Origin of the sequence: Bradyrhizobium sp. SZCCHNRI20481 (assembly GCF_032485055.1) — a bacterium.
In the GTDB taxonomy this organism is placed as follows: Bacteria; Pseudomonadota; Alphaproteobacteria; order Rhizobiales; family Xanthobacteraceae; genus Bradyrhizobium.
Genome location: NZ_JAUEUE010000016.1, coordinates 84,997 through 109,136, shown reverse-complemented (window position 1 = coordinate 109,136; position 24,140 = coordinate 84,997). Strand labels below are relative to the sequence as shown.

The 24,140-nt window shown below is 64.3% G+C and carries 28 protein-coding genes and 1 tRNA gene; 15 read left to right on the top strand and 14 right to left on the bottom strand.

What is annotated here, in order from left to right:
• Nucleotides 1-7: 7 nt before the first annotated feature.
• The 3 genes from QX132_RS24960 (at nt 8) to QX132_RS24950 (ending at nt 1,705) form a co-directional block, all read left to right on the top strand.
• A complete protein-coding gene (locus QX132_RS24960; protein ID WP_316163131.1) occupies nt 8-868 on the top strand; it encodes an ATP-binding cassette domain-containing protein in 861 nt (286 codons plus the stop codon).
• A 14-nt stretch (nt 869-882) separates the two neighbouring features.
• Complete coding sequence (locus tag QX132_RS24955) at nt 883-1,458, top strand: flavin reductase family protein (RefSeq protein ID WP_315778074.1); 576 nt, start codon at nt 883-885, stop codon at nt 1,456-1,458.
• Nucleotides 1,459-1,549: 91 nt separating this feature from the next.
• On the top strand, nt 1,550-1,705 hold the full coding sequence (locus tag QX132_RS24950) for a hypothetical protein (protein ID WP_315733870.1): 156 nt from the start codon (nt 1,550-1,552) through the stop codon (nt 1,703-1,705).
• On the opposite strand, the gene QX132_RS24945 is transcribed toward QX132_RS24950, so the two are convergent.
• From QX132_RS24945 to QX132_RS24905, 9 genes are all read right to left on the bottom strand, one after another.
• Nucleotides 1,696-2,220 carry a hypothetical protein gene (locus QX132_RS24945; RefSeq protein ID WP_316163130.1) on the bottom strand — a complete coding sequence of 175 codons (525 nt, stop codon included), beginning with the start codon at nt 2,218-2,220 and terminating at the stop codon, nt 1,696-1,698. The two genes, QX132_RS24950 and QX132_RS24945, sit on opposite strands and share 10 nt — an antisense overlap.
• Nucleotides 2,150-3,529 (bottom strand): sigma-54 dependent transcriptional regulator, encoded by a 1,380-nt coding sequence (locus QX132_RS24940; protein WP_315784177.1) that lies wholly within the window; start codon nt 3,527-3,529, stop codon nt 2,150-2,152. Before QX132_RS24940 ends, QX132_RS24945 begins: the two co-directional genes overlap by 71 nt.
• A 53-nt stretch (nt 3,530-3,582) precedes the next feature.
• The gene (fliN, locus tag QX132_RS24935) at nt 3,583-3,930 is read right to left on the bottom strand and encodes a flagellar motor switch protein FliN (protein WP_315733864.1); all 348 of its coding nucleotides are present in this window, start codon (nt 3,928-3,930) and stop codon (nt 3,583-3,585) included.
• Nucleotides 3,931-3,960: 30 nt separating this feature from the next.
• A complete protein-coding gene (locus QX132_RS24930; RefSeq protein ID WP_315757304.1) occupies nt 3,961-4,581 on the bottom strand; it encodes a FliH/SctL family protein in 621 nt (206 codons plus the stop codon).
• Nucleotides 4,581-5,675: a flagellar motor switch protein FliG gene (gene fliG, locus QX132_RS24925; RefSeq protein WP_315733860.1), complete on the bottom strand. Its 1,095-nt coding sequence runs from the start codon at nt 5,673-5,675 to the stop codon at nt 4,581-4,583. Before fliG ends, QX132_RS24930 begins: the two co-directional genes overlap by 1 nt.
• A 44-nt stretch (nt 5,676-5,719) precedes the next feature.
• Nucleotides 5,720-7,321, bottom strand: a complete 1,602-nt coding sequence (gene fliF / locus QX132_RS24920; protein WP_315733858.1) for a flagellar basal-body MS-ring/collar protein FliF — start codon at nt 7,319-7,321, stop codon at nt 5,720-5,722.
• Nucleotides 7,322-7,658: 337 nt separating this feature from the next.
• Nucleotides 7,659-7,934, bottom strand: coding sequence for a DUF1153 domain-containing protein (locus QX132_RS24915; protein WP_002714638.1), 276 nt, complete (start codon nt 7,932-7,934; stop codon nt 7,659-7,661).
• A gap of 267 nt (nt 7,935-8,201) precedes the next feature.
• Nucleotides 8,202-8,900, bottom strand: coding sequence for a flagellar hook assembly protein FlgD (locus QX132_RS24910; protein WP_315733856.1), 699 nt, complete (start codon nt 8,898-8,900; stop codon nt 8,202-8,204).
• Nucleotides 8,901-8,912: 12 nt separating this feature from the next.
• A complete protein-coding gene (locus QX132_RS24905; protein ID WP_410052889.1) occupies nt 8,913-10,517 on the bottom strand; it encodes a flagellar hook-length control protein FliK in 1,605 nt (534 codons plus the stop codon).
• 356 nt (nt 10,518-10,873) lie between these two features.
• Here QX132_RS24905 and mnmA point away from each other — a divergent pair, with 356 nt between their 5' ends.
• The 7 genes from mnmA (at nt 10,874) to QX132_RS24870 (ending at nt 15,598) form a co-directional block, all read left to right on the top strand.
• Complete coding sequence (gene mnmA / locus QX132_RS24900; RefSeq protein ID WP_315733852.1) at nt 10,874-12,070, top strand: tRNA 2-thiouridine(34) synthase MnmA; 1,197 nt, start codon at nt 10,874-10,876, stop codon at nt 12,068-12,070.
• Between the two features lie 27 nt (nt 12,071-12,097).
• Complete coding sequence (locus QX132_RS24895; RefSeq protein ID WP_315733850.1) at nt 12,098-12,733, top strand: class I SAM-dependent methyltransferase; 636 nt, start codon at nt 12,098-12,100, stop codon at nt 12,731-12,733.
• A 74-nt stretch (nt 12,734-12,807) separates the two neighbouring features.
• Nucleotides 12,808-13,158 (top strand): hypothetical protein, encoded by a 351-nt coding sequence (locus QX132_RS24890; RefSeq protein WP_315757300.1) that lies wholly within the window; start codon nt 12,808-12,810, stop codon nt 13,156-13,158.
• A 237-nt stretch (nt 13,159-13,395) separates the two neighbouring features.
• Nucleotides 13,396-13,472, top strand: a tRNA-Met gene (locus QX132_RS24885).
• Between the two features lie 985 nt (nt 13,473-14,457).
• Nucleotides 14,458-14,820: a hypothetical protein gene (locus tag QX132_RS24880; RefSeq protein ID WP_315785461.1), complete on the top strand. Its 363-nt coding sequence runs from the start codon at nt 14,458-14,460 to the stop codon at nt 14,818-14,820.
• A 42-nt stretch (nt 14,821-14,862) separates the two neighbouring features.
• Entirely contained in the window at nt 14,863-15,162 is a 300-nt protein-coding gene (locus QX132_RS24875) for a hypothetical protein (protein ID WP_315785462.1), read from the top strand.
• A gap of 79 nt (nt 15,163-15,241) precedes the next feature.
• Nucleotides 15,242-15,598, top strand: a complete 357-nt coding sequence (locus tag QX132_RS24870) for a hypothetical protein (RefSeq protein WP_315785464.1) — start codon at nt 15,242-15,244, stop codon at nt 15,596-15,598.
• 21 nt (nt 15,599-15,619) lie between these two features.
• Here QX132_RS24870 and QX132_RS24865 read toward each other — a convergent pair whose 3' ends face one another.
• Genes QX132_RS24865 through QX132_RS24855 form a run of 3 tightly spaced genes read right to left on the bottom strand, consistent with a single transcriptional unit; the run spans nt 15,620 to nt 17,204 of the window.
• On the bottom strand, nt 15,620-16,069 hold the full coding sequence (locus tag QX132_RS24865; protein ID WP_316163128.1) for a YbhB/YbcL family Raf kinase inhibitor-like protein: 450 nt from the start codon (nt 16,067-16,069) through the stop codon (nt 15,620-15,622).
• Nucleotides 16,070-16,078: 9 nt separating this feature from the next.
• Entirely contained in the window at nt 16,079-16,744 is a 666-nt protein-coding gene (locus QX132_RS24860) for a dienelactone hydrolase family protein (RefSeq protein WP_316163127.1), read from the bottom strand.
• Nucleotides 16,745-16,775: 31 nt separating this feature from the next.
• Nucleotides 16,776-17,204, bottom strand: coding sequence for a DUF2267 domain-containing protein (locus tag QX132_RS24855; protein WP_315733835.1), 429 nt, complete (start codon nt 17,202-17,204; stop codon nt 16,776-16,778).
• Nucleotides 17,205-17,432: 228 nt separating this feature from the next.
• On the opposite strand from QX132_RS24855, the gene QX132_RS24850 reads away from it, so the two are divergent.
• Together QX132_RS24850 and QX132_RS24845 are read left to right on the top strand one after the other, a co-directional pair.
• Nucleotides 17,433-17,999 carry an HPF/RaiA family ribosome-associated protein gene (locus QX132_RS24850; protein ID WP_315778083.1) on the top strand — a complete coding sequence of 189 codons (567 nt, stop codon included), beginning with the start codon at nt 17,433-17,435 and terminating at the stop codon, nt 17,997-17,999.
• A gap of 82 nt (nt 18,000-18,081) precedes the next feature.
• Nucleotides 18,082-19,059 (top strand): ribose-phosphate diphosphokinase, encoded by a 978-nt coding sequence (locus QX132_RS24845; RefSeq protein ID WP_316163126.1) that lies wholly within the window; start codon nt 18,082-18,084, stop codon nt 19,057-19,059.
• Nucleotides 19,060-19,075: 16 nt separating this feature from the next.
• Here QX132_RS24845 and QX132_RS24840 read toward each other — a convergent pair whose 3' ends face one another.
• On the bottom strand, nt 19,076-20,143 hold the full coding sequence (locus tag QX132_RS24840; protein WP_315733829.1) for a hypothetical protein: 1,068 nt from the start codon (nt 20,141-20,143) through the stop codon (nt 19,076-19,078).
• Nucleotides 20,144-20,244: 101 nt separating this feature from the next.
• Here QX132_RS24840 and QX132_RS24835 point away from each other — a divergent pair, with 101 nt between their 5' ends.
• From QX132_RS24835 to QX132_RS24825, 3 genes are all read left to right on the top strand, one after another.
• Nucleotides 20,245-20,910: a phosphoribosyltransferase gene (locus QX132_RS24835; RefSeq protein ID WP_316163125.1), complete on the top strand. Its 666-nt coding sequence runs from the start codon at nt 20,245-20,247 to the stop codon at nt 20,908-20,910.
• Nucleotides 20,911-20,924: 14 nt separating this feature from the next.
• Nucleotides 20,925-22,256: a nicotinate phosphoribosyltransferase gene (locus tag QX132_RS24830; RefSeq protein WP_316163124.1), complete on the top strand. Its 1,332-nt coding sequence runs from the start codon at nt 20,925-20,927 to the stop codon at nt 22,254-22,256.
• A 77-nt stretch (nt 22,257-22,333) separates the two neighbouring features.
• Entirely contained in the window at nt 22,334-22,723 is a 390-nt protein-coding gene (locus tag QX132_RS24825; protein WP_315733824.1) for a helix-hairpin-helix domain-containing protein, read from the top strand.
• A 215-nt stretch (nt 22,724-22,938) separates the two neighbouring features.
• Here QX132_RS24825 and QX132_RS24820 read toward each other — a convergent pair whose 3' ends face one another.
• Complete coding sequence (locus QX132_RS24820; protein ID WP_315733823.1) at nt 22,939-23,787, bottom strand: outer membrane protein; 849 nt, start codon at nt 23,785-23,787, stop codon at nt 22,939-22,941.
• Nucleotides 23,788-24,140 lie beyond the last annotated feature (353 nt).

Here is a 24,140-nt window from a genome sequence, read left to right as displayed (position 1 = left end):
TTCGTAAATGCAGCAAGCGCTCCGAATTCCCGTGTCCGGCGCCGAGGCGATCGACGGCACTGACGTGATCGGGCAGGCTGAGGCCTTCCGCCGCGCGAGGAAGCCAGGCGTGACCCCGGCCAAACCCGAGACGCGCGGCCTGCCGCTGGTGATCCGCGACCTTCGCAAGGCGTTCGGCGACAACGAGGTGCTGCGCGGCATCGATCTCGAGATTCCGGCCGGTCAGTTCGTGGCGATCGTCGGTCAGAGTGGCTGCGGCAAGAGCACGCTGCTCCGCCTGATCGCAGGTCTGGACAAGCCGACGTCAGGCAGCATCAGCTTCGGTGAAGCCGCGGCGCGGCCCGAGGACGTCCGCGTCATGTTCCAGGAACCGCGGCTGCTGCCGTGGGCGCGGGTGCTCGGCAATGTCGAGGTCGGCCTCGGCCGCGAGCGCAAGGCCGCCGGCGCGCATGAGCGCGCGCGGCAGGCGCTGGAGGAAGTGGGTCTCGCCGACAAGCGCGACCAATGGCCGGCGGTGCTGTCCGGCGGCCAGAAGCAGCGCGTCGCGCTGGCGCGCGCGCTCGTCAGCGGTCCGCGCCTGCTGGCGTTCGACGAGCCGCTCGGCGCCCTCGATGCGTTGACGCGGATCGCGATGCAGCGGCTGCTGGAGCGGGTCTGGGCCGATCAAACCTTCACCGCAATCCTGGTCACCCATGACGTGGCGGAAGCCGTGGCCCTGGCCGACCGGGTTCTGGTCATCGAGAATGGCCGGATCGCCGAGGACATCAGGGTCGATCTGCCGCGCCCGCGCCAGCGCGGCTCTGCGGAGCTTGCGGCGCTGGAAGGCTCGATCCTGGGCCAGTTGCTTGGACCGGGCACGGCGGGTTAGGAGATATCATCGCAATGAACTCCATCATCCGTCACATGCCCGATGCTACGGCGCTTCAGCCTGACTTCCGCTCTGCGATGCGCCAACTGGTCGGCGGCGTCAGCGTCATCACCGTAGGGCGCGGCGATGATGTGACCGGTATGACCGTGAGTTCGCTGGCGTCGCTGTCCATCGAGCCGCCCTCGGTGATCGTGAGCCTGAACCGGAACGCCTCGTCCTGGCCGATCCTGCAGCGGGAGCGTGTTTTCGGCGCCAATCTGCTCGCCGCGGACCAGATCGGCGTGGCCGAGCGGTTCTCGGGTAAAGGCGGTCTCAGAGGCGCCGAGCGGTTCGCCGGCGCCGAGTGGCGCAAGCACGTGACCGGCGTGCCGCTCCTGGTCGGGGCGCTCGCCGCGCTGGACTGCGAGGTCGAGGAGATCATCGAGCGGCATTCCCATGGCATCGTGATCGGCCGCGTGGTGCATGTCGAGGTGGCGCCGCAAGCGGCAGCCCTGGCGTATTGGCATGGCGGCTATGTGCACGTCGACCGCGACGCGGACATCGCCCGACTTGCCCCCCTCGGCGGGGCCGATCCGCAGGACGTGCCGTAGGGGGTGAGCGGCGGTTGGTCGCAGGGTGGCGTCCCGAAGCTGAACGCCGTAAAAGCACCGCGGCCTTGAGGCGGTGTTTGCGGCGGAGCTGATGAAACGGATCGGAACCTGGGCGCTCTACGTGATCGGCACCGTCGCGATCCTGTATCTCGCGCTCTATGCCTATGCCGTGCTGACGCAACGCGAGTTCACGCCCGGCGATCCCATTCACATTTTCCGCAATCCTGAGGCGCCGAACTATTCGTGAGGTGGTGCCCGGCGACGACGCGCCGGCGTGTTCTCGCGACCCCACGGATCCGGGGACTGCTGACAGTCCTGTAGCTGCATCCAATCGTCGGTCAGAAACTGCACGCGGCAGCGGCGCCACACTTTGATGCGCCCGCCATCCGGCGACGTCTCGGCATCGGACAACGAGAGGGTGGGCGGCCGCCAGCGATAGCTGCGTTCATTGTCCCAGCCGTCGCAGCCCTCCCTGCCACAGGCGATCGTTCGCGAGATCAGCTTGCCCTTGCCTGCGAAGCACCAGCTCCGGGCGCCCCATTCCTGACCCGACGACGGATTGACGAGCGGTGCGTGCGACGTCTGCTCCCAGCAGCCGGACAGCACGCCGCGCGTTGCGGCATCAGCCGGCGAAACGGCAAGCGGCGCGCCGAGGGCCAGCGCGCCGCCGAGAACGATCCGGATGGGCAGATTATACGGCGCTCGGCACGCGCGGCGTGTCGCCGGAGCCTGGCGGCGGGATCGGCACGCCGCCGTCGGCATATTCGTTGAGCTTGTTGCGCAACGTGCGGATCGAGATGCCCAAGATATTGGCCGCATGTGTCCGGTTGCCCAGGCAGTGCTTCAGGGTCTCCAGGATCAGGTCACGTTCGACATCGGCGACCGTGCGGCCGACCAAAGCGCGTGTGACCTGTTCCGCGGCCATCGTAGCATGCGCGACAGCAGGCTGGGTCTTGCCGATGTCGAGACGGGTGCCGTCCGGCGTGAGGATGGCATCCGGCCCGATCTCGTCGCCCTGCGCCATCAGCACCGCGCGATGCATCGTGTTCTCCAGCTCGCGCACGTTCCCCGGCCAGCGATTGGTGGTGAGGATGCGCTTGGCTTCCGCCGAGATCGGCCGCAGCGGCACGGCATTGGCATCGGAGTATTTGCGCGCGAAATGCTGCGCCAGCTCGAGAATGTCGGCGGGGCGTTCGCGCAGCGGCGGGATCTTCAGGTTGACGACGTTGAGGCGGAACAGCAGGTCCTCGCGGAACGTGCCCTCGCGAACGGCGTCGGCAAGGTTGCGGTTGGAGGTCGCGATGATGCGGATATCGACCGGCACCGGGCGGGTGCCGCCGACGCGGTCGATCACGCGCTCCTGGATGGCGCGCAGCAGCTTGGACTGCAGCCGCACGTCCATTTCCGAGATTTCGTCGAGCAGCAGAGTGCCGCCATTGGCCTCCTCGAACTTGCCGATGCGGCGGGCGACCGCGCCGGTGAAGGCGCCCTTCTCGTGGCCGAACAGCTCGGATTCCAGCAGATGCTCGGGGATCGCGGCGCAGTTGATCGAGATGAAGGGACGCTTGGCGCGGGCCGAGCGGGTGTGGACGTAGCGCGCCAGCACCTCCTTGCCGGTGCCGGACTCGCCGGTGATCATCACGGAGGCGTCGGAGCCGGCGATCTGCTGGGCGAGCTTGATCACCTTGGCCATCGCCTCGTCGCGATAGACGAGGTCGCGCGAATCGTTGGCGACGGCGGCGAGCACCGCCGCGATCAGCTCGGGATCCGGCGGCAGCGGAATGTATTCCTTGGCGCCGGCATGGATGGCGGCGACCGCGGCGCGTGCATCGCTGGTGATGCCGCAGGCGACGATCGGCACGTGGATGTGCTCGGCGTCGAGCCGCATCACCAGGTCGCGGATGTCGAGCGCGACGTCGACCAGCAGCAGGTCGGCACCCTTGCCGCCGCGCAGCACCCGCATCGCCTGCTCGTTGTCCTCGGCATGGGTGACGGTGGCGCCGTTCTCCATGGCGATCTTGGTGGCCGTCGTCAACTGGCCCTTCAGCGTTCCGACGATGAGAAGCCGCATGTTGGTCTCCTATTCGGTCGCGCCGCTCTCGATCGGCACGCAGGTCATGCCTGTCAGTTGCGGTCGGACTTGATGATTTCGGTCATCGTCACGCCGAGCTTGTCTTCGACCAGAACCACCTCGCCGCGTGCCACGAGCCGGTTGTTGACGTAGATGTCGATCGCCTCGCCGACCTTGCGGTCGAGCTCGAGCACAGTGCCGGGCCCGAGCTTCAGGAGCTCGCCAACATCCATCTTCGAGCGGCCGAGCACGGCCGAGACCTGAACCGGGACGTCGAACACTGCCTCGAGGTCGGCCGCGATGCGCGCGGCATGCTCTTCTTCATTGTAGCCGACGTCCCCGCCCAGGGGAGGCGCGTCCGCGGAATTGAGGTCGGGAAGCGGGATCTCGTTGTCGCTCATGACTTAAACTCCTTCGGCCGCCACAGCGGCCTAGTTCTTCCTGGACGCCATGTAGCGTCCGACCAGCTCGTTGATCTTGGCGTCGATCGCAGCGCGCTCCAGCACCACGCCGCCATCGGCCCATTCGATGCGGCAGTCGCCGGTCGCGATCTCCGGCTCGGCGAGGATCACGAGGCGCCCCTCGAAGCCGCTCTGCTTGGCGAGCTTCTCGATCTTCTCGCGGGCGAGCTCGTACAGCGTCTCGTTGATGCGCAGCACGAGGTGCGGCGTGGCCACCAGATGCGCGAAGCAGTCGTGCACGAGGCCGATGATCTCGCCGAGCGGCTCCGCCTCGATCAGCGCCGCGCACAGCTTGCGGGCGACGGCGACCGCCACATCGACGGCCTCAGTTTCCATCCGCTGCTCGATGCCTTCGAAGCGGGCGGAGATGCCCTGCAATTGGATGTTGATCTGCTCCAGAGCCGACGCGACGCGGCGGTCGGCCTCGACCTTGGCTTCGCGCTGCGCCGCCTCATAGCCGTTGCGGTAGGCGGCGGCTTCGGCGGCCGCGACCTTCTGTGCGATCTCGGCGGACGTGGCCGCACGCTCCCGCGTCGTCTTCTCCGGCGCGGCGAAGTCGGTATCGAACAGGAATTTCGCGGGCTGAGCCATCAATACACCAGTTCGTCGTCGGCGCGGTTCTTGCTGAGCATGATCTCGCCCTTGGCGGCGAGATCCTTGGCGAGATTGACGAGCAGGGCCTGCGCCTCGTCGACGTCGCGCAGCCGCACCGGTCCCATGGCGGCCATGTCGTCCTGCAGCATCTTGGCGGCGCGCGACGACATGTTGCCGAAGAAGAAGTTGCGCACCTCCTCGTTGGCGCTCTTGAGCGCCACGCCGAGCTTGTCCTTGTCGACATTGCGCAGCAGCGTCTGCGCCGAGGCGGAATCGAGCTTGATCAGGTCGTCGAAGGTGAACATCAGCGCCTTGATGCGCTCGGCTGACTCCCGGTTATCTTCCTCCAGCGAGGTGATGAAGCGGGTCTCGGTCTGGCGGTCGAAATTGTTGAAGATCTCGGCCATGACCTCGTGGGCGTCGCGGCGCCGGGTCTGCGACAGGTTCGACATGAATTCGGTGCGCAAGGTCTGCTCCACCCGCTCGATGACCTCCTTCTGCACCGCTTCCATGCGGAGCATGCGGCCGATCACGTCGAGTGCCATGTCCTCGGGCAGGATCGCGAGCACGCGCGCGGCATGCTCCGGCTTCAGCTTGGACAGCACGACCGCGATGGTCTGCGGATATTCGTTCTTGAGGTAGTTGGCGAGCACTTCTTCCTGGACGTTGGAGAGCTTCTCCCACATGTTGCGGCCGGCCGGGCCGCGGATCTCGTCCATGATGCCGTTGACGCGCTCCGGCGGCAGATATTGCTGCAGCAGCCGCTCGGTGGCGTCGAAATTGCCCATCAGCGCGCCGGAAGCAGACATGCGCGAGACGAATTCGAGCATCAGGTCCTCGACGACGTCGGCTTCGATGGTTCCCAGCGTCGACATCGCGAGCGACAGCTCACGCACCTCGTCGTCATCGAGCTGCTGCCAGATCTTGCCGCCATACTGCTCGCCGAGCGCGAGCATCATCACGGCAGCGCGCCGCGGGCCGCTCAAGGGCTCGGTCTTCGGGCGCTGCGCCTGGCGGCTCGCCAGCGTCGCGATCACCGTGGAAATGTCGTTGTTGTTGGCGTTGGCGTTCTGGGTCTGCGGCAGCGACATGGCGTCTACGTTCTTTTCAGTTCAGGCGGTTCACGTCGGTGGGATCAGTTCTGCTGCGGCTCGGCGAGCCACTGGCGGATGATGGCGGCGGCTTCGCCCGGGTTGCGGTCGGCCAGCTCGCCCACCCGGTGGACGGACTGGGCGTGGACCTGGCCCTGGACCTGGGCGACGTCGATCAGGCTGGCGGTCTGCTGGGCGTGAGCGGCTGCCTGGACGGTTTCGTCGGTGAGCGCCGGCAGGCCGCCGCCCAGGGCGGCGACCTCTTCGGTGGCAATGATCTTCTTCACCAGCGGCCGCACCACCATGAACACGACGACAATGCCGAGCAGCATCATCACCGCGAGCTCGATGACGTACATGACGTCATCCTTGGTGAAGTGGAGCATGCCGAGGAAGCCGGTGGGCTCGTTGATCTGCGGCACCGTGGGAGCGTCGGCGAATTTCAGGTTGACCACCTCGACCTGGTCGCCGCGCTTCTGGTCGAAGCCGATTGCGGAGCGGACCAGCGCGGCGATGCGGTCGAGCTCGTCCTTGCTGCGCTCCTGATAGACCAGCTCGCCCTTTTCGTTCTTGGAGTAGGCGCCGTCGACCAGCACCGCGACCGAGATGCGGTTGACCCGTCCGGCCTCGGTGACCTCCGTCTTGGTGGTCCGGGAGATCTCGTAATTGTTGGTCTCTTCGGTCTTCTTGCTCTGGTCCCGCGGCTGCTGCGGCGGCTGGTTCTGCTGGTTGCCCGGCAGCTCGTTGTTGACCGTAACCTGGCCGTTGCTCTCGTTGGTCGCCGACTGCTCTTCGCGGGTCTGGCTCGAGCGCAGCACGCGGCCTTCCGGATCGTAGCGGTCGGATGTCTGAGTGATGCGGTTGAAGTCGAAGTCGGCGGAGAGCTGGACGCGGGCGCGGCCCGCACCGACGACCGAGGAGACGATGTCCTCGACCTGCTTGCGCATCCGCTTCTCGAAGGCGTTGCGGCGCTCGTCGCCGACCTGCTGGTCGATGTCGGTCTGGGTGCCGTCGGCGAGCAGCTGTCCGGCCTCGTCGACGATCGACACCCGCTGCGGCTTCAGGCCGTTGACGGCGGAAGCGACGAGGTGGCGGATGGCGCGGATCTGCGCCGGCTCGAGGGTGCCGCGCACGCGCACGACGATCGAGGCGGACGGCTCCGGGGTCTCGCGCGAGAACAGCGGCCGCTCCGGCAGGACGAGATGGACGCGTGCCGCCTGGACGCGGTCGATGGCGCGGATGGTGCGGGCGAGCTCGCCCTCGAGCGCGCGGAGATGGTTGATGTTCTGGACGAAGCTCGTGGTGCCCAGCGCGTCCGACTTGTCGAAGATCTCGTAGCCGACGCCACCGCCCTTGGGCAGGCCGCCCTCGGCGAGCTTCATGCGCAGCCGGGTGACCTTGTCCTTCGGCACCAGGATCACGCTGCCTTCATTGCGGATCTCGAAGGCGATGCCCTGCCGCTCCAGATCCTTGATGATGCTGGAGGAGTCTTCCATGGTCAGGTCGGTGAAGAGGGTGGTCATCTGCGGCGCCGTCACGCGCATGATGACGAAACCGAAGAAGCCGATCAGAGCAGCGGTGACTGCGATCATGGCGGTGAGCCGCGCGGCGCCCAAACCCTTCAGAAAGTCCAAGAGACCTTGCAAGCAACTGCCCCATAGTTCGGCATTTCGACGGGTGGCTGCTGAAAGGTGATTTGAGCTTCGCGGGCCTTTACGGCCGGTTGCATAGATCGCGAAATTCAATCCTTAACCTTCACCAACACCCGCATTCCAGGTGGCGATCCGATGTCAGCCGCTGCCCCCGCCATTCGCGGGACGGGTTGCGGAGGTTGAAACGAACCACTGGGCAATTATTGCCTATGGGAAGGTTTCGATATGGTTAACGGTGGTTAAAGGGTCCTAACAAAGTGTAGACATGCAAAAAATCGGCTTGGCGGGGCCAAGCCGATTTTCGAAGAAATCCAGTCGCGTCGGTAACGATCTATTGGCGATATTGCTGAATTCGGGTGGTGCGCAGGCCGGCCAGACCGTGCTGGTCGATCGAGAACTGCCACGACAGGAATTCGTCGACGGTCAGGGTGTAGCGGCTGCACGCTTCCTCGAGGGATAGCAAGCCGCCGCGAACGGCGGCAACGACTTCCGCCTTCCGGCGAATGACCCACCTCTTGGTGCCTGGGGCAGGCAAATCCGCGATGGTGAGCGGGCTGCCGTCAGGCCCGATGACGTATTTCACCCTCGGGCGATGGGGTTCTGTCATGGCGTACTCACAAACTCTTAACCACTGAACTCACGGTAAGACCCTACGCCGCCTCGCTTAAAATTTGCCTAAGCCAAGGGCGCGAATCCGGCGATGTGCGCGAACGCCGCCACTTCCGGTGGCGAGACGCCCCGGGAGCGGAATCGTGGTAAATGATTGGTTAAGAATTTCCGGCGCTTACGCTGACGTGTCGTCGCGGCAGCAGAGCTTGATGTTCAAGCTCAGCTGCAGGCGCATCCGCGGTCTCAGGAGCCGGTTGCTTGGGGGCTAGCCGACGATCTGCCGGATCTGGTTGACCGTGTAGGTCTGGCCGCCGATCGTCAGCAATGGCGGCTGCTGGGTCAGGTCGACCGAGGACACCGCGCCCTGGACCTGGGTCTTGATCGCAACCGGATTGCCGTTGGTGGCGTCGGTCGCCACCGTCGTGATCTTGTACTGTCCATCCGGCCATTGCGTGCCGTCATTGCCCTGACCATTCCAGCTGTAGGTCTGGTTGTCACCGGCGTTGGCCGTATATTTGCCGGTGAAGACGGTCTGCCCGGCCTTGTTGATGATGTTGACCGTCAGATTGCAGTTCTTGGGGATGGTGAGGCCCCAGCTCGCCTTTCCACTGGACAGGCTGGTGGTGTCGCCGGCGACGACCGCGGTCTTGCCGACGAAGGCCAGCGCCTGGGTCGCCTGTGCCGTCTGCTGCATCGTGAGCAGCGATGCGAGCTGGTCGTTGGTCTTGAGCTGCTGCTCGACGCCGGCAAACTGTACGAGCTGCTGGGTGAACTGGTTGGTGTCGAGCGGATCCAGCGGATTCTGGTTCTGCAGCTGCGTCGTCAGCAGCGTCAGGAAGGTCTGGAAGTTGCCTGCAATCGTCGAGCCCGCGCTCGAGCCGAGGTTGCTGTTTCCGGATGACGAATTGGTGTTGGTCGTGCCCGAGACTGGCGGGCTTGACGTGATTGCGTCGCCGATTGCCATGGAAGCCTCCTGTTAAACCCTGATATCCACGCCGCCTTGCGCGCCGAACATCCGTCCATAGGACCGGCCGGCGAGCTGGACCGGGACGTTTTCGTCCTCGGTCACGATCAGGCGTTGTGCGTTGCCATTCTGTTGATAATCGCCGCCGTTCTGGCCGGACGAGTTCTGGTCGCGGAGTGAGAACTGCAATCCGCTGTTGTTGCTCTTGAGGCCGGCGTCCTGCAGCGCCTGCTGCAGCTGCGGCGCCGTCTGCTGCAGCATCGCCAGCGTCTCCGGCTTCTCGACCCGCAGATGCGAGGTCACCTGGCCGTTGCGGTCGACGTCGATGCGGACGTCGATGCGGCCGAGCTCGGCCGGATCCAGCCTGATCTCGAAGCGGCTCTTGCCGTTGAGCGCGGAGGCTGCGATCTCGACGGCAAGCCCGTGCAGCGGCACGGTGGCCACCGTGGCGGCTGTCGCGGTCAGGTTGGCCGAGGTGATCTGGCTGGTCGATGCGGCCGGCGTCGACAGCTGGGGCTGCACGGCGGCCGTGGCCTGTGCGCTCGGGTCGGGCGCCGGCGCGTTGGTCGGGCTGGTCGTCGGCGCGGCGTTGCGATCATGTGAGGCTGGTGCCTGCACGTTGCCATTCGCCTTCCCGTCGCCGGCCTCGACGGAGTCCGGCTTGGCTGCAACAGCGGGCTGTTGGGCGAGGGCGCCATGGCCCGGCTGCTGAGCGGCCTGGACGTCGCCATTGCCCGGTTCGGTGACCTTGCCGGCTGCGCCGTCGGCGAGCCCCGTCTTGGTCTGGGTGCCCGGCTTGCCCGTCGTCTTGGTGCCGCCGGGAACGGCCGCATCGAGCGCGGCGGTGAAGGTCTGATCGGCAGATGCGGCAGCGTCGCCGGAGGCCGCCGTTGCCGTCTCGGGCGCCGCCGCGGCGGATCCGGCTCCGTCGGCATCCTTGGCCGCGCCGGTGGATTTGGCTGCGGCTGCCAGCAGACCTGCTGCGGCATCGACCGAGCCCTGCGGGCCAACACCGGCCGTTCCGACGGGCGCGGTGGCGCCGGGTGCGTTGGATGGGCCGTCGCCGTCCGACGTGCCATCGCCGGTAGCAGGGTTGGCGAGGATGGTCTCCGGCTGGATGACGACGGCGACCGGCGTCGCCACGGTCAGGGTCTGCTCGGCTACCGCGGTCGTCACGGCGCTCGCATCCGCGCTGGTCTGATCGCCGTCCTTCTTGTCGCCGGTCTTGCCGTCGCTGGTCTTGCCGTCGGCGGTCCCGGCCGCATCGGTCTTGGTCGGCGTGCCGGTGGTCGCGTCGGCCGTGGTATCGGGACCGCTGGCGTCGGCGCCCGCACTGCTGCCGTCGGCCTTGTCCGCCGGCTTGTCCTGCGACCTGGCCTGGGCGGTGCGATCGGCGTCGCCGGCCCGCGCCGGCTCGCGGCTCGGGGTGGAGGCGCTGCCGGCGCGCGGTGACGGCGACGCGGAGGTGGGCGGCGACGCTGTCGACGGATCCGGAGTCGCGGCGTCGACCAGCGCCGAGAAGCTGTCGGCCGGCTGCGGAGCGTCCTGACGGGACTGTCTCGGCGCCGTGGTCTTGAGAGCCGTGCCGGCCTGGATGTCTGACGTGACGCTGAACACCTTGGAACCTCTCGCGATGAACTCGACGAAGCAGTTCAGCAAGGAGCGGGCCAAGCCAGTTCTGTCAAAAATAGTCAACAAATTCAAATTCTTATGGAATCGATCGGGGCGTGGATCCCCCGCTGCGTCCTCGCCATTTCTGCCCGGCCGGCAAGATTTGCCGCCGGCATCTGCGACCGGCGCAATTGCTTCGCAGGAAGTGCGCCTATATTAGAGACAGATGCTTTCGTGTTGTTTCCGATCAGGACGTCCTGTCCGGAGATCGCCCGAAGCAAGCCATCCGCAAAGACGGCGCATGCGAGGCGTTCCCGCGCCGGGAACCCGTTGCCTGACGCCGCGATCGCAGTGACCGGATCATGCTCAACAGTCTCGATCTCGAAGGCCGTCCCGAAGACACCAGGGTCGTCGTCGCCATGTCCGGCGGCGTGGACTCCTCGGTGACGGCCGCGCTGTTGAAGTCGGAAGGCTACGACGTCGTCGGCATCACCCTGCAGCTCTACGATCACGGCGCGGCGACGCACCGCAAGGGCGCGTGCTGCGCCGGCCAGGACATCCACGATGCCCGCAACGTCGCCGAGCGCCTCGGCATCCCGCATTACGTGCTGGACTACGAAGACCGCTTCCGCGAGTCGGTGATCGACAATTTCGCCGCCAGTTACGCTTCGGGCGAGACGCCGGTGCCGTGCATCGAGTGCAACCGCGCCATCAAGTTCGGCGATCTCCTGAAGACCGCGCGCGAGCTCGGCGCCTCCGTGCTCGCCACCGGCCACTACGTCGCCTCGCGGCGGCTGGCGGACGGATCGCGCGCGCTCACTTGCGCGGCGGACAGCGATCGCGACCAGAGCTACTTCCTGTTCGCGACCACGCGCGAGCAGCTCGATTATCTGCGCTTTCCGCTCGGCGACATGACCAAGCCGGAGGTGCGCGAGCTCGCGCGCCGCTTCGGCCTGGAGGTCGCCGACAAGCACGACAGCCAGGACATCTGCTTCGTGCCGACCGGCCGCTACACCGACATCATCGGCAAGCTGCGCCCGAACGCGATGGAGCCGGGCGAGATCGTCGATCTCCAGGGCCGCGTGCTCGGTGTGCATCACGGCATCGCGAACTACACGATCGGTCAGCGCAAGGGCCTCGGCATCGCTGCCGGCGCGCCGCTCTACGTCGTCAAGCTGGACGTCGCCACCCGCCGCGTCGTGGTCGGCCCGCGCGAGGCGCTGCGGACGCATCGCATCACGCTACGCGAGGTCAACTGGATCGGTGACGGCGCGCTCGACGCGGCCGCGCGCGAGGGCCTCGAATTGTTCGTGCGGGTGCGCTCGACGCGGCCGCCGCAGCCGGCCTGGCTGCGCGGTGCGGACGGCCATTACGAGGTCGAGCTCGTCGCCGGCGAAGAGGGCGTCTCGCCGGGCCAGGCCTGCGTGTTCTACGATGCCGCGTCCGGCCGCGCCCGCGTGCTCGGCGGCGGCTTCATCCAGAGCGCTGTTGCGGAAAGCAGCAGCTTGGGCGGCAACGTGATCAGGCCGCAGCGCGTGGCCGAGCCGGTCCGCGGCTGATCAGCATCCATCATTCGGGGCAGGGGCATGGGGGACATCGACCGCGCGGGGGTCGAAAAGGCCTATGAGCGCTGGGCGCCGATCTACGATCTGGTGTTCGGCAAGGTCTTCGATCAGGGCCGCCAATCGACCATCGCGGAAGCCGATCGCATCGGCGGCCGCATTCTCGACGTCGGCGTCGGCACCGGCCTGTCTTTGTCGGACTATGCCCGGACCACGAAGATCTGCGGCGTCGATATCTCCGAGCCGATGCTGCGGCGGGCGCAGGCCCGCGTGCGCGAGCTGAAGCTCTTCAACGTCGAGACGCTTGCGGTGATGGACGCGAAGCATCTCGCTTTTCCCGACAATTTCTTCGACGCGGTGGTCGCGCAATACGTCATCACCGCGGTGCCGGATCCCGAAGCGACGCTCGACGATTTCATCCGCGTGTTGAAGCCCGGCGGCGAGCTGATCCTGGTCAACCACATCGGCGCCGAGAGCGGCCCGCGCCGCCTCTTCGAGCTCGCCTTCGCGCCGATCGCGCGCCGGCTTGGCTGGCGGCCGGAGTTCCCCTGGGCTCGCCTCGTGAACTGGGCCGCGAAGCATGGCGGCGTCACGCTGGCCGAGCGCCGGCCGATGCCGCCGCTCGGACACTTCTCGCTCATTCGCTACCGCAAGGGCTGATCGCCAGATACTCTGGCAGCGCTTTGCCATGCCCTCCGCGCGGAACGCGAGCGCGGGGTTTGCGTTGCCCCGCCATGAGCATCAGGCAATCCTTGTTCCTCTCGTTCGCACTGGCCTCGGCCGCGGCTGCGGCCCACGCCCAGGCGCCCCCGACGCCGGCCACGCCGCCGCAGGCGACGGCACCGGCCCCCGACGCGAATGCCGCCTGCGCGCCGAACGTCCGCGCGACGGCGACGCCCGACGGCATCACCACCGGCCGCGCCGGCGAGCCGCTCGGCGACAAGCTGGCGAAGACCAACGGCGTGTTGTGTCCGCCGAGCGGGGTCGATCCGGAGATGCACGCGCCGACCCCGGAGGGCGGCACGACGCCGGTGATTCCGCCGCCCGGCAGCCCCGGCGGCAATCCGAACGTGCAGCCGAAGTGAGCCTTTTGTGATCTGCATTGCCGAGCTGCCTCTCTCTCCTGCGCGCGTCGGCCCGTGCCCCTCGGCGAGCGACGGATACATTCGCAAGGCCTTGGAGAGTCGCCTAGAATCCGCTCGTGCGAAAACCGCTGCGGCCCGCGAGCTTTGCTTGACAGGGGCGGAGACGCCTCCTTATATGCCGCCCGTTCACAAGGCCCGGCGCCCGCTTCGGCTGGTCTTGCCTTGATCGAACACCGTGGCGGGGTAGCTCAGCTGGTTAGAGCACGGGAATCATAATCCTGGGGTCGGGGGTTCGAGTCCCTCCCCCGCTACCACGCGTGACCCACTATTGTAGCGGGCCTCTGGGAACACATCTCCCCGAGCAATGCGGCCAGCTTTCCCTTGACTTCAATCTCAAAGCCCTCCCGGGGTCCCTTCGGGTGAACCGCGACGCCATGCACGAGGGCCCGGAAATCGTCGAACAGGGTGCCTCGGTCGTCGTCGGCACTGGCGTGGCCCGCCATCCTTTCCGCCAGCGCCGTCGACGGTCGCGACATGGCGATCCAAGGTTGCCGGATGCAGGGCCACAGGGATGGGGACTTCCTCAAGCGCGGCCCGTTCCGCCTCGACACGCTGTCGTCCCCCGTTCAGCTCTGCAATGCGTTGCCGCTCGCCCTCGATCCGATCGCGCTTCGCCTCCAGTCGCGTGCGCGTTGCGGCCGCGTCTCCGGCAAGCCGTGTCGGGCATCTTCCTCTGAACTGATATACCTGATCACAAGATCGATGTTGTGCTGTCCTCAAGCTCAAGGGTCACGCACAATGTTGCTGCGCTGATTGTGGTCCTTGATGTGCCCCAACTCATGCATTGCGACGGCGTACGAGATAAGTGACCTGGTACTTGGAGCGCGAACAAATTCAAACTTGCCACTGACCGCAGTGCCTTCGATGGACGTTAGCACCAATCGATGTCGATCTATTCGGTAGAGCACAGGCGTAGGAGATATCGTTCGCGATCGGCGATAGTGGGCATCGTTCTCAAATTGTAAGGCTTGGCCGCGTATCTTAAATTTAGAATGAGGCATATTCGACTTGATGAAACTGATTGAGGTCAAGTCAACCATTCAAGACCGGTAAGCGGGCGCTGTGCCATTTCGAAAGAATGCGATCAGGCACCTCGGAGGCCGTTCCCGATCGGTCGACGGGGAGGCGCTTCGCGTCGATTGGGACGAACCCGATCGAAATGAAAGCCAGTAGCACCGTTGATCCAGATCAACAGCAGTCGGCTGTAACGGCGCGATCTTTTTACAAAAGAGGTGCACCATGTCCGTGCAGTCGCCTTTGACTGACTCACCGGGACCTTCGAGCCGAGACGAACGCACTCGCCAGATCGATTCAGCAGCCTGGGCGGTGTTCTTCATCTGGGTCGGTGTCGTCATGCTCGCCGACCTGCCCTGGGCTTGGTTCCTTGTAGGAGTCGGCGTCCTCATTGTAGGCGCGCAGATCGTGCGACAGCAACGGGGCCTGAAGGTCGAGATGTTTGGTGTAATCGTGGGGCTCATCATGCTCGCGGCCGGCATATGGGATCTTGTTGCTCTGCCCTTGCCGCTTATGCCCATTATCTTGATCGTGCTCGGCGGCTATCTGCTTTGGAAGACGCTTTCGCGAAGGGCTGAATCTTCGTAGGCGCGTGGTGGTGCGCGGCGCAGGGAGGCCGGGATGACTTGGATGACCAAATTGGTCGTGCTGGGGTTGGCCGCAGTTGGCGGCGTGGTCGCGCTCCGGTGTCTTCCGGTCGAGCCGCGGCATCGCTTGACGCGCACAGCAGGTGATTGGGTGAACAAGAAGATGCTCGCCCACATGGGGTGGATAATGGCGAGCCTTCCGGAAGGCGCCCCACCCAAGCTGGTTATGTCTGTCCTGCCCAAGCTCCAGGCGCAGAATGAAGAGATACTCGAGCTGCTACGCGTGCAGAACGAGCTTCTTCGGCGAGGGCAGAACATCAGCGAGTTAAGTTTGGACGCCTGACGCACCCTAAGCACCCGGAATGACAATAGCCGCCGGTCCCACCATTCGCGCTAACGTTTGTCGCGCAGGATTCTGGACCATGCTGGTCGTGGCCGCTGCCTTCGCCAGTGCGGCGGATGCGCGGCAGGCGCACCGGATGGCGATCTCCGGCCGGGGTGACGGCTACGACGGATATTGGAATGGTCTCATCATTACTGACGCCGGCACGTGCGATCGCACCTACAGCCTTCCCGTCCATATCGCAGGTGGACATGTGCTGTCCGGAGGAATGGCCGAGGTTGCTGGCAGTGTCCCTCGCAGCGGTGATCCCAGTCTCGCTGGTCCATCATTCGGTTCAGACGATGAGTGTCCTTTCGCCTACTTCATCTTTGGGTTCAGTCGAGAGTCCGCTAAACCTTTGTGGGCGCAAGTTCCAGGCACATTGGGCCGATCGTGACGATCGGCGTCTCGTACGCGACTATCTATGATACAGGCCGACCAGAGTGGCCTCGGCAAGGGTGAACTTGCGCGCCTCGCGTTCGACGTCGCGGCACGAAGCATTCGCCCGTAGATTCAGATGATCCGCCGAGAGCGCAAGGAGCCGGAAATGATAGTGGTGGACGCCATGTCCCGGCGGAGGACACGGTCCTCCATAGCCAATCTTCCGGAAATCGTTGGCGGCCTGCTTCAGCCCGGGCTTCTGTGCTGCGCCATCCACAAGGCCGGTTTGCGTGGGTGGGATGTCGTAGACCGCCCAATGATGCCAGGTGCCGCTTGGGGCATCAGGATCGTCACAGAGCAGGACATAACTGCGGGTTCCCTCGGGTGCGTTGGCCCACTGCAGGTGCGGGGACAGGTTTTCGCCGTCGCAGGTGAAGCGTCGCGGAATAGTCGATCGGTCGACAAAAGCGCCGGACAGGAGTTCCATGGTTCTCTCCTAGCTTGAGGTGGGGACAGGCGCTGGTGTGCGCAGATATCGCTCGAACCACTGGCTGGCATGGTCGATGACGGTGTTCATTGCGCCCGGCTCTGGAAACAGGTGCGTCGCGCCGGGAATGATTTCCAGTTCCGTTGGCCCGCCAAGCCGGGTGAGCGCCTCCTCGTTCAGCTCGATCACGTCGGAGTCGGCGCCGCCCACGATCAGCAGGGTTGGCGCATGGACATGAGGCAAGGCCTCGCCAGCCAAATCCGGACGGCCGCCGCGGGAGACTACGGCGGCAATTCGATGAGGCAATTGAGCCGCGGCAACAAGGGCGGCCGCGGCGCCGGTGCTGGCGCCGAACAATCCAACCGGGAGGCCGGCAATCGCTGGTTTAAGGCCTTGAAGCCAGTCGATGGCTGCGACCAGCCGCTTTCCAAGCATTCCGATATTGAAAACGTTCGAGCGGTCATGCTCTTCTTGCTGTGTGAGAAGATCGAATAGCAGCGTCGCAAAGCCGCGCTCATTCAGCCCCTGCGCGACCGCAATGTTCCGGATACTGAATCGGCTTGAGCCGCTGCCGTGTGCAAAGACGACCAGGCCGCGTGCATTTTCCGGCAGGGTCAGCGTTCCTGCCAGCCCGAATGGCGGAATGCGAACGTCGAACGCTTGATCGATCTTCATGACGCATCCGCTCTGGGTCAGCCCTTCTGGATCAGCCCTGGAGGTTTCTGAGTTGGGCCGGAAGATGGGCCATCAATTTCTCGAATTCGCCGGGATCCAGCTTTTCCCATAGCACTTCGTAGATTCCACGCGCGGCCGTGAGGGGATCGATGGGAAATTGCGGCGGAAGCTCTCGGCCAACATGCGCTACAAATTCGTCGATGTGCCGCTCCTTGGTCGGAGTCGCCGCCATATGCCAGCCCTCGTAGTAGATGCCGCGCACGATGATCGGTAGCTGCGCGCCGAGCTTGGCTGCGACCTCTGGCGGCAGACGGTCGCGCAGCGCGTGCAGGACGGCTCGCAACGCATTGTAGGCATGGTGGCGGCTTTCCAGGGCCAGCTGCTCATCGATCGCTTTGAGCCAAACATTGGTTTCCTGAACCGAATGATCCAATGCAGTCACACCCGTTGTTGTGCTCATGGTGTCGCTCCCAGGACAGAGACAGGTGGTCAATTAGTCGCAGCCTGTCCTCGGCCTGCTTTGACCTGCCGCAAAGTTCCCCGAAGGAGGGCAACAAAATGAGCGCCGCCGGGCGTTCTGGACCGGCGGCTAGTTACCTGGTTGAGGGCGTCGGGCCGGGTTGATTTCGCGCAAGGCCGTGCGCGGGCGGCGTGCTCAGATCGGTCGCCTTTTTTGAGGAGCAAGATCATGCAAACCCCGGCTCAAATCGAATTCGAGAATCTGACGCCGTCTCCTGAGCTGCAAGCTGCGATTAGCCAGCACATTTCCGAGCTGGAAAAGCGCTTCGGTCGAGCGACCGCAGGTCGCGTCATCGTGCGAGGCCCTGGCGAGCGTCACAAGACGGGCGGTCAGTACCAGGTAAACATCCGGCTCGTTCTTCCCGACGGGCGCGAAGTCAACGTGGGCCGGACGCCCAAGGAGGATGAAAGGTATGCCGACCCGACCTTTGCAGTGGACGACGCTTTCAAGCGGGCGCGGCGGCAACTGCAGGATCAGGTGCTTGTGATGCACCGCGAGACGAAGCACCACCAAGGAGAGCCGGTTGGCACCGTGCTACGGATCGATCCTAGCGGCGAATTCGGGTTCCTCGAGGCGGACGACGGCCACGAGGTTTATTTCAATTGCAACAGTGTTCTGGAAGGCCGCGCGAACATCGCCGTCGGCGCGCGTGTCGGCTATGTCGAGGAGCTCGGAGAAAAGGGGCCTCAGGCCAGCACGGTCAGGCTCCTGAGCAAACACGGCATGCGGACGTAGGTGGTTCCTCATCTCAATTGGTGGTGTGCTCACAATGGACAGTAGCTGGACGCCTCGTACCGCACGGACGCGGAGCGATCGGTTGCGCCTTTTTGCCTTGAATGGCAGCACGGAGCTGGGCGAGCGGATTGCGTCCTCATTGGGCTGCAAGCTGGCGGCCCACGAAGAGCGCAGCTTTGAAGACGGCGAGCACAAGGTCCGGCCACTCGATACGGTTGCCGGGTGCGATGTCTTTGTCGTTCACAGTCTCCATGGAGGTCCGATTGAGAGTCCGAACGACAAGCTTTGTCGTCTGTTGTTCATGATCGCCGCACTGAAAGACGCAGGTGCCACGAGCGTGACCGCGGTCACGCCATATCTTTGCTATGCGCGAAAGGATCGCAGAACGAAAGAGAATGATCCCGTGACGATCCGTTACCTGGCGTCGTTGTTCGAGGCGGTCGGCACGGCCAGGATGGTGACGCTCGATGTGCATAACGAGGCTGCCTTCGAGAATGCATTCCGCTGTCCTTCGATTGCACTCACCACGGCGCCGCTGCTGATCGGAAGGATAAGATCAATCGCCGGCGACAGGCCGATCAGCGTCGTCTCTCCCGATCTCGGTGGTGGCAAGCGGGCCGATCTGTTGCGGGAGGCATTGCAAAAGGCCTTGCAGAGACCCATAGGCAAGGCCTTCGTCGAGAAACATCGCAGCTCCGGCCGGGTGTCCGGCGACCTCTTTGCCGGCGACGTGGCTGATGCGTTCTGCGTCGTCGTCGACGATCTCATCAGCAGTGGCGGAACCCTGGTGCGTGCGGCGAAAGCGGCGCGCGCGCACGGCGCAGGAAGTGTCATTGCGTGTGTCGCTCACGGCCTGTTCATGCCGGGGGCGGAAACGGCACTTGCGGACGCGTCTATCGATCACATTATCGCGACGGACACCGTTCCGCCGTTTCGGCTGCGCCCGGGTCCGGTTCTCGCCAAGCTTGAGGTGATCTCGGCGGCTCCGCTGCTGGCAGAAGCCATCAGACGGCTGCATCAGAACGAGTCGCTGGCTGATTTGATGATGTATCAGGCTTGACGAAGCCTTGCTCGAATCATCGGGCGAGCAGCCGTTCAAGCCGCTTTGCATCGGCTTCGGCAAGGGCGAGATAGTGGCGCGCGACGCGGGGCCATTTTTCCGGCGTGCGCGGCCGGGCATCGAGCAAATGCGCGATGGACAAGCGCGCCCGTAGCATCGCGCGACCAACTCGATAAAACAGGAATACGCCGCTGGCCGGATCATCGTGCAGCGTGCGTGCCAGCCCTTGTCGGATCGTGTCGCCGAACCATCGGCTGCCAAGCCGTTCGCATTCCAGGTGCAGAAACGCGATCTCGTCCAGTGCATCGCTGGCCCGCAAACGCGAATTGAACTCGAGACAGTCGATGATCGGATGGGCAGGCGTGAGCCAGATGTGCTCTGGTCTCAGGTCGCCGTGACCATCGACGATAAGCCTTTGCGAGACCCGATCGATGAGGATCCGGGCGTTCTGCTTGAGAAATCGTCGTTGAACGGATGCAACGCGCAAGATCGTGCCGTGCGGCAGGGCGAAGCGTCGATTCAGCAGGACTTGCAAATCGAGGACGGCGGCTTCGTGCAACGAAGCCAAATAGGTCTCTGGGTCGATCAGGACCCGCGAAGCATGCGAATAGAACCCGGCGAGAACCGCTGCGAGCTGGTCGGCATCGGTCTGGCGAGCCGTGCCGTTGCGCAGCATGGCCTCGAGCGTTTCGTCCTCGTTCAGTCGGCGCATGACGACGAGCCAGTCAGCCACCGGACCGGAGCCGCCGATCGCGTACCCCGAAGCAGTCTCGGTCAGCGGAACGACGCCGAGATAGACGTCGGGTGCCAGCCGGTGGTTGAGGCTGGCTTCTGCCAGGCAGGCCGTCCTGCGGCGAGCCAGAGTCGAAAAATCGAGATAGGCAAAACGGACCGGCTTCTTGAGCTTGTAGACCCGCCCGCCATTCATGAAGACCCAGGACATGTGGGTCTCGCGCGTCTGAAGGCGGTCGGGAACGGGAGTGTAGCCCTCGGGGCGGCTCAGGAATGCGACCTTGCCGGAAAGGGCAGAAACGCTGACGTTCTCGGCACCGTCCGTCGTGAGCTCGTTCTGGCGGTCCAGCATGACAATCACTTGCCAAACGAAGACCGAGACAGTTTGACACCGATCAACGATCCCGGGCGCCGGAGCAATAATCTGGCAAAAATTCAAGCGGATCTGCGGACATGTTGTTTCAGGACCGGGAAGACGCCGGCCGTCAGCTGGCAAAAACCTTGCTGAAGTACAAGAGCCGCCATCCCGTGATTCTGGCGTTGCCTCGCGGCGGCGTTCCCGTGGCCGCTGAGGTGGCCGAACGGTTGGAAGCGCCGCTCGATCTGGTTCTGGTGCGCAAGATCGGCGCGCCCATGCAGCCGGAGCTCGCGATCGGGGCGGTGGTGGACGGAGATGATCCGATTATCGTTCGCAATCAGGACGTCATCGATCTGACCGGCGTGAGCGAGAAGACGTTCGACGCCATCTGCGCCGGTGAGCTTGCCGAGATCGACAGGCGGCGCGAACTTTATCTTGGCGGTCGCCTGCGGTCCGACGTCAAAGGGCAGGTCGCGATCATCGTCGACGACGGCATTGCGACGGGGGCGACGACGCTCGCAGCGATCCGCGCGCTGCGAAGGCGAGAGCCGAAGGAGTTGGTCCTAGCCGTCCCGGTCGCGCCGCTCGAGACCTTGCAGCGGTTGCACACGGAGGTCGATGCGGTCGTTTGCCTGGACACGCCGCGAGACTTTGGCGCGATCGGCTACTATTATCGTGACTTCGGCCAAGTCAGCGATGACGAGGTCATCGCAACCTTAAAGCGGTTTCCGGCGAAGAAGACGACGACACCGGCCTCCTGATCTCGGGGTTGCTCATGAATACGTCGTCAAGCGCGCTCCTGACGGACCTGTACCAACTGAACATGGTGCAGGCGTATCTGGAAGCGGGCCAGACGCAGACCGCCGTCTTCGAATTCTTCGTCCGGAAGCTGCCGCCCCAGCGCAACTTCCTGGTGGCGGCCGGTCTGGAGCAGGCGCTCGAGTTCCTGCGAGGTCTGCGCTTTTCCGACGACGAACTGAGCTGGCTGGTACGAAGCGGCCGGTTCAGCGCGAGCCTGATCCGTTATATCGCGGATTTCCGCTTCAGCGGTGACGTCCACGCCATGCCGGAGGGCACGGTATTTTTCGCCAACGAACCTATCCTCCGCGTCACGGCGCCTCTCCCCGAGGCTCAGCTCGTCGAGACCCGCTTGATCAATCTGTTGCATTTCCAGTCGCTGATCGCGTCCAAGGCCGCCCGCATGGCGCTGCTCGCGCCGAACAAGCTGTTGGTCGATTTCGGGCTGCGCCGGGCTCATGGCGCGGAAGCCGGTCTTTTGGCAGCCCGCGCCAGCTATATCGGGGGCTTTGCCGGGACTGCGACCGTTCTCGCCGAGAAATGCTTTGGAATCCCTTCCTATGGCACGATGGCGCATTCGTTCGTCCAATCGTTCGATGACGAGACGGCAGCGTTTGAAGCTTTTGCGCGGGCAAGACCGAAGGATCTCGTGCTGTTGATCGACACCTATGACACGGAGATGGCGGCCAGAAAGGTGGTGGCCTTGGCTCCCCGGCTGCGGGCCCTTGGCATTTCCATCCGTGGAGTACGGATCGACAGTGGTGACCTGGTGGCGCTCTCGAGAAGCGTCCGGCGGATCCTTGATGAGGGCGATCTCGAGGACGTGACCATTTTCGTCAGCGGCGGCATCGACGAAGAGGCACTGTCTTCCTTTGAAGCCGCCCCCATCGACGGTGTCGGGATCGGCACCAGCCTGGCGACATCCTCCGATGCCCCCGCCCTCGACTGCGCCTATAAGCTACAAGAGTATGCAGGCACGCCGCGGCGAAAGCGTTCGACCGGCAAAGCGACTTGGCCGGGCCGCAAGCAGGTGTGGCGTCGCTATGATCCCGACGGCCACATGACATCCGACGTGCTCTCGACGGAAGATGATGTCCAAGAGGGAGAAGCCCTGATCGTCCCTGTCTTGCAACAAGGGCGTCCGGTCACGCATCAGCCCTCGCTCCAGGATATCCGCGCCTACGCCCGGACTCAATTGGGGCGACTGCCGAGAGCTCTTGAGGGACTCCAGGTCGGCTCGTCCTATCCGGTCCATGTGGCGGCACGGCTCCGAGAATTGGCCGCTGCTGTCGACTTGAAGACGAAGTAGGTTGCTGCGGCTAATTCTCGTCATCTGTATCAAGAGCGGAACGCCCGGTGTGCGCCTAGAAGGCGTGGAGAGCGCCTATGCCGGTTCAGAATGCCGAAATTGCCAAGATGTTCGACCAGACCGCGGATCTCCTGGAGGTCAAGGGCCGCTCTCGCGCGTATCGTAACGCAGCCCGCCTGATCGAGCGCCTGCCCAAGAGCATCACCAGCCTGCTGAAGGCTGGCGAGGATCTCTCCGAGCTACCTGGGATCGGCAAGGACCTCGCGGGCAAGATCGAGGCCATCGTAACGTCGCACAAGTTCGATGTGCTTGACCGGCTCAGGCGCGAGCTGCCGGGTGACCTCGGTGAGATTGCGGCGCTTCCCGGGCTCGGGCCCAAGAGCGAGCAGAAGCTCTTGCTCAACGAAGCGCCGCATCAGCTTCCCCGCAGAGAGAATCATCAAATCCGGCTGTTGCCGGTCGGGTGATGGTACAGACGGTGTACCTCCAGCTTCGGAAATACGCCCTCCATTCGGGGGACCGACGTTTCGTGCCATAAGCGGACCAACCACTTGCCGCTAGATCGTACGCGCTGTTGATGGACCAGCTGCGGGGGCAGTGACAGTGCAATCAATTGACAAACGGCACCGCCAAGGAGCGCCATTGTTGCTCTGCGAGTTCAGTACGCATTCAACGTAGTCCGCTAGAAGCGATAGTTGATGCCCACGCGAACGATCTGGAGTTTCGTGCTCACCGTATGGTTGGCTACTTGTCCAGGGGGGCCAAATCCGGGTGCGTTATTGAAAGTCGAATAGGAGAAGTTGCCGAGGTCGGCGTAGAGATACTCAGCCTTCGCGGACCAATGGTCTCGGAATGCCCATTCGACGCCACCGCCGGCTGTCCAGCCGACACGGGTGCTGCTGCGGCCGCCGACATGACATTCATTCAAGCCGTTCACGATCGGGCAGCCGTCGGCAAAATCCCACGCAAATCTCTTTGATGCGTCGACATTGGCGATCGCCGCGCCGCCCGTGCCATAGATCATGAATCGGTCAAAGGCCCAGCCAACGCGCCCTCGGACCGTGGCGAACCAATTCATACCAATGTGGTCGACTGATGCAACCGTTCTCCCCGATACCGGCTCGACAACATTGCCAGTGTTTCGCGACACGTTGCCATCAATGCCGTTGAAATCGCCCTCGATACCCAAGACCAAGTGCGACCAGCCTGCCGTTGTTGGCTGCCAGTTGCATCCAACCTGTCCTCCACCGGTAATGCCGGTGTGACTCGAGCTCGCCAGACCGGCATTGTTGATTGCCGTTCTTGCAATGCCACTGATGAGATTGGGCGGGAACGGAGGCGCGTCGGTCGTCAGGTTGTGTTTCACCTGGCCCCCGCCGAGGTTCGCGCCGACATAGCATCCCGTCCAACTAAACACGGCGAGCGGCGCAGCGCGGGGCGGGGCCTTTAGCGGCAGATCGGCCGCCGACGCGGCCTGCGCAAATGGAAGGATTGAAACAGCAGAAATGATTGCGATGGATGCGTTACGCATCGTTGCCTCCCACCACCAGACCCGAGCCATGCTATTCGGTGCGCGGGTCCGTGGGCAATAACGTCTGGTTGTTTCGTATGTAAATTTCAACCCATTGTGACATTTTAACCACAGGTTGTATGTTGTAAAGTATGAAGCTCATTCATCGCGCGACCTTGGATTAAGGATACATTGCTCACCTAACAACGCCGAGATGCCGGGAGCCGCAGTCCATTGCTGGGGATCACCGTGGTTTCGGGTGCGCCTATCGCGCCGGGGGCGGGGGACTTTGTGGCGTGTGCCGGGGCAACTTTCCCCGCGCTCCCTTTGCTCGGCTCGATAGGCCTGTCCGCTGATCGGCGGGTTGAGATGAT

What these genes read in the sequence shown, in the direction of transcription:
- QX132_RS24875 (WP_315785462.1), top strand. Translation starts at nt 14,863, where the DNA reads ATGACCAAATTGGTCGTGCTGGGGTTGGCCGCAGTTGGCGGCGTGGTC.
- QX132_RS24830 (WP_316163124.1), top strand. Translation starts at nt 20,925, where the DNA reads ATGAATACGTCGTCAAGCGCGCTCCTGACGGACCTGTACCAACTGAAC.
- QX132_RS24915 (WP_002714638.1), bottom strand. Translation starts at nt 7,934, where the DNA reads ATGACAGAACCCCATCGCCCGAGGGTGAAATACGTCATCGGGCCTGAC.
- QX132_RS24870 (WP_315785464.1), top strand. Translation starts at nt 15,242, where the DNA reads ATGCTGGTCGTGGCCGCTGCCTTCGCCAGTGCGGCGGATGCGCGGCAG.
- QX132_RS24850 (WP_315778083.1), top strand. Translation starts at nt 17,433, where the DNA reads ATGCAAACCCCGGCTCAAATCGAATTCGAGAATCTGACGCCGTCTCCT.
- QX132_RS24945 (WP_316163130.1), bottom strand. Translation starts at nt 2,220, where the DNA reads ATGCCGACGGCGGCGTGCCGATCCCGCCGCCAGGCTCCGGCGACACGC.
- QX132_RS24910 (WP_315733856.1), bottom strand. Translation starts at nt 8,900, where the DNA reads ATGGCAATCGGCGACGCAATCACGTCAAGCCCGCCAGTCTCGGGCACG.
- QX132_RS24865 (WP_316163128.1), bottom strand. Translation starts at nt 16,069, where the DNA reads ATGGAACTCCTGTCCGGCGCTTTTGTCGACCGATCGACTATTCCGCGA.
- QX132_RS24855 (WP_315733835.1), bottom strand. Translation starts at nt 17,204, where the DNA reads ATGAGCACAACAACGGGTGTGACTGCATTGGATCATTCGGTTCAGGAA.
- QX132_RS24890 (WP_315757300.1), top strand. Translation starts at nt 12,808, where the DNA reads ATGAGCATCAGGCAATCCTTGTTCCTCTCGTTCGCACTGGCCTCGGCC.
- QX132_RS24840 (WP_315733829.1), bottom strand. Translation starts at nt 20,143, where the DNA reads ATGCTGGACCGCCAGAACGAGCTCACGACGGACGGTGCCGAGAACGTC.
- QX132_RS24895 (WP_315733850.1), top strand. Translation starts at nt 12,098, where the DNA reads ATGGGGGACATCGACCGCGCGGGGGTCGAAAAGGCCTATGAGCGCTGG.
- QX132_RS24860 (WP_316163127.1), bottom strand. Translation starts at nt 16,744, where the DNA reads ATGAAGATCGATCAAGCGTTCGACGTTCGCATTCCGCCATTCGGGCTG.
- fliG (WP_315733860.1), bottom strand. Translation starts at nt 5,675, where the DNA reads ATGTCGCTGCCGCAGACCCAGAACGCCAACGCCAACAACAACGACATT.
- QX132_RS24930 (WP_315757304.1), bottom strand. Translation starts at nt 4,581, where the DNA reads ATGGCTCAGCCCGCGAAATTCCTGTTCGATACCGACTTCGCCGCGCCG.
- QX132_RS24880 (WP_315785461.1), top strand. Translation starts at nt 14,458, where the DNA reads ATGTCCGTGCAGTCGCCTTTGACTGACTCACCGGGACCTTCGAGCCGA.
- QX132_RS24825 (WP_315733824.1), top strand. Translation starts at nt 22,334, where the DNA reads ATGCCGGTTCAGAATGCCGAAATTGCCAAGATGTTCGACCAGACCGCG.
- QX132_RS24940 (WP_315784177.1), bottom strand. Translation starts at nt 3,529, where the DNA reads ATGCGGCTTCTCATCGTCGGAACGCTGAAGGGCCAGTTGACGACGGCC.
- QX132_RS24955 (WP_315778074.1), top strand. Translation starts at nt 883, where the DNA reads ATGAACTCCATCATCCGTCACATGCCCGATGCTACGGCGCTTCAGCCT.
- QX132_RS24960 (WP_316163131.1), top strand. Translation starts at nt 8, where the DNA reads ATGCAGCAAGCGCTCCGAATTCCCGTGTCCGGCGCCGAGGCGATCGAC.
- QX132_RS24835 (WP_316163125.1), top strand. Translation starts at nt 20,245, where the DNA reads ATGTTGTTTCAGGACCGGGAAGACGCCGGCCGTCAGCTGGCAAAAACC.
- QX132_RS24950 (WP_315733870.1), top strand. Translation starts at nt 1,550, where the DNA reads ATGAAACGGATCGGAACCTGGGCGCTCTACGTGATCGGCACCGTCGCG.
- fliN (WP_315733864.1), bottom strand. Translation starts at nt 3,930, where the DNA reads ATGAGCGACAACGAGATCCCGCTTCCCGACCTCAATTCCGCGGACGCG.
- QX132_RS24820 (WP_315733823.1), bottom strand. Translation starts at nt 23,787, where the DNA reads ATGCGTAACGCATCCATCGCAATCATTTCTGCTGTTTCAATCCTTCCA.
- mnmA (WP_315733852.1), top strand. Translation starts at nt 10,874, where the DNA reads ATGCTCAACAGTCTCGATCTCGAAGGCCGTCCCGAAGACACCAGGGTC.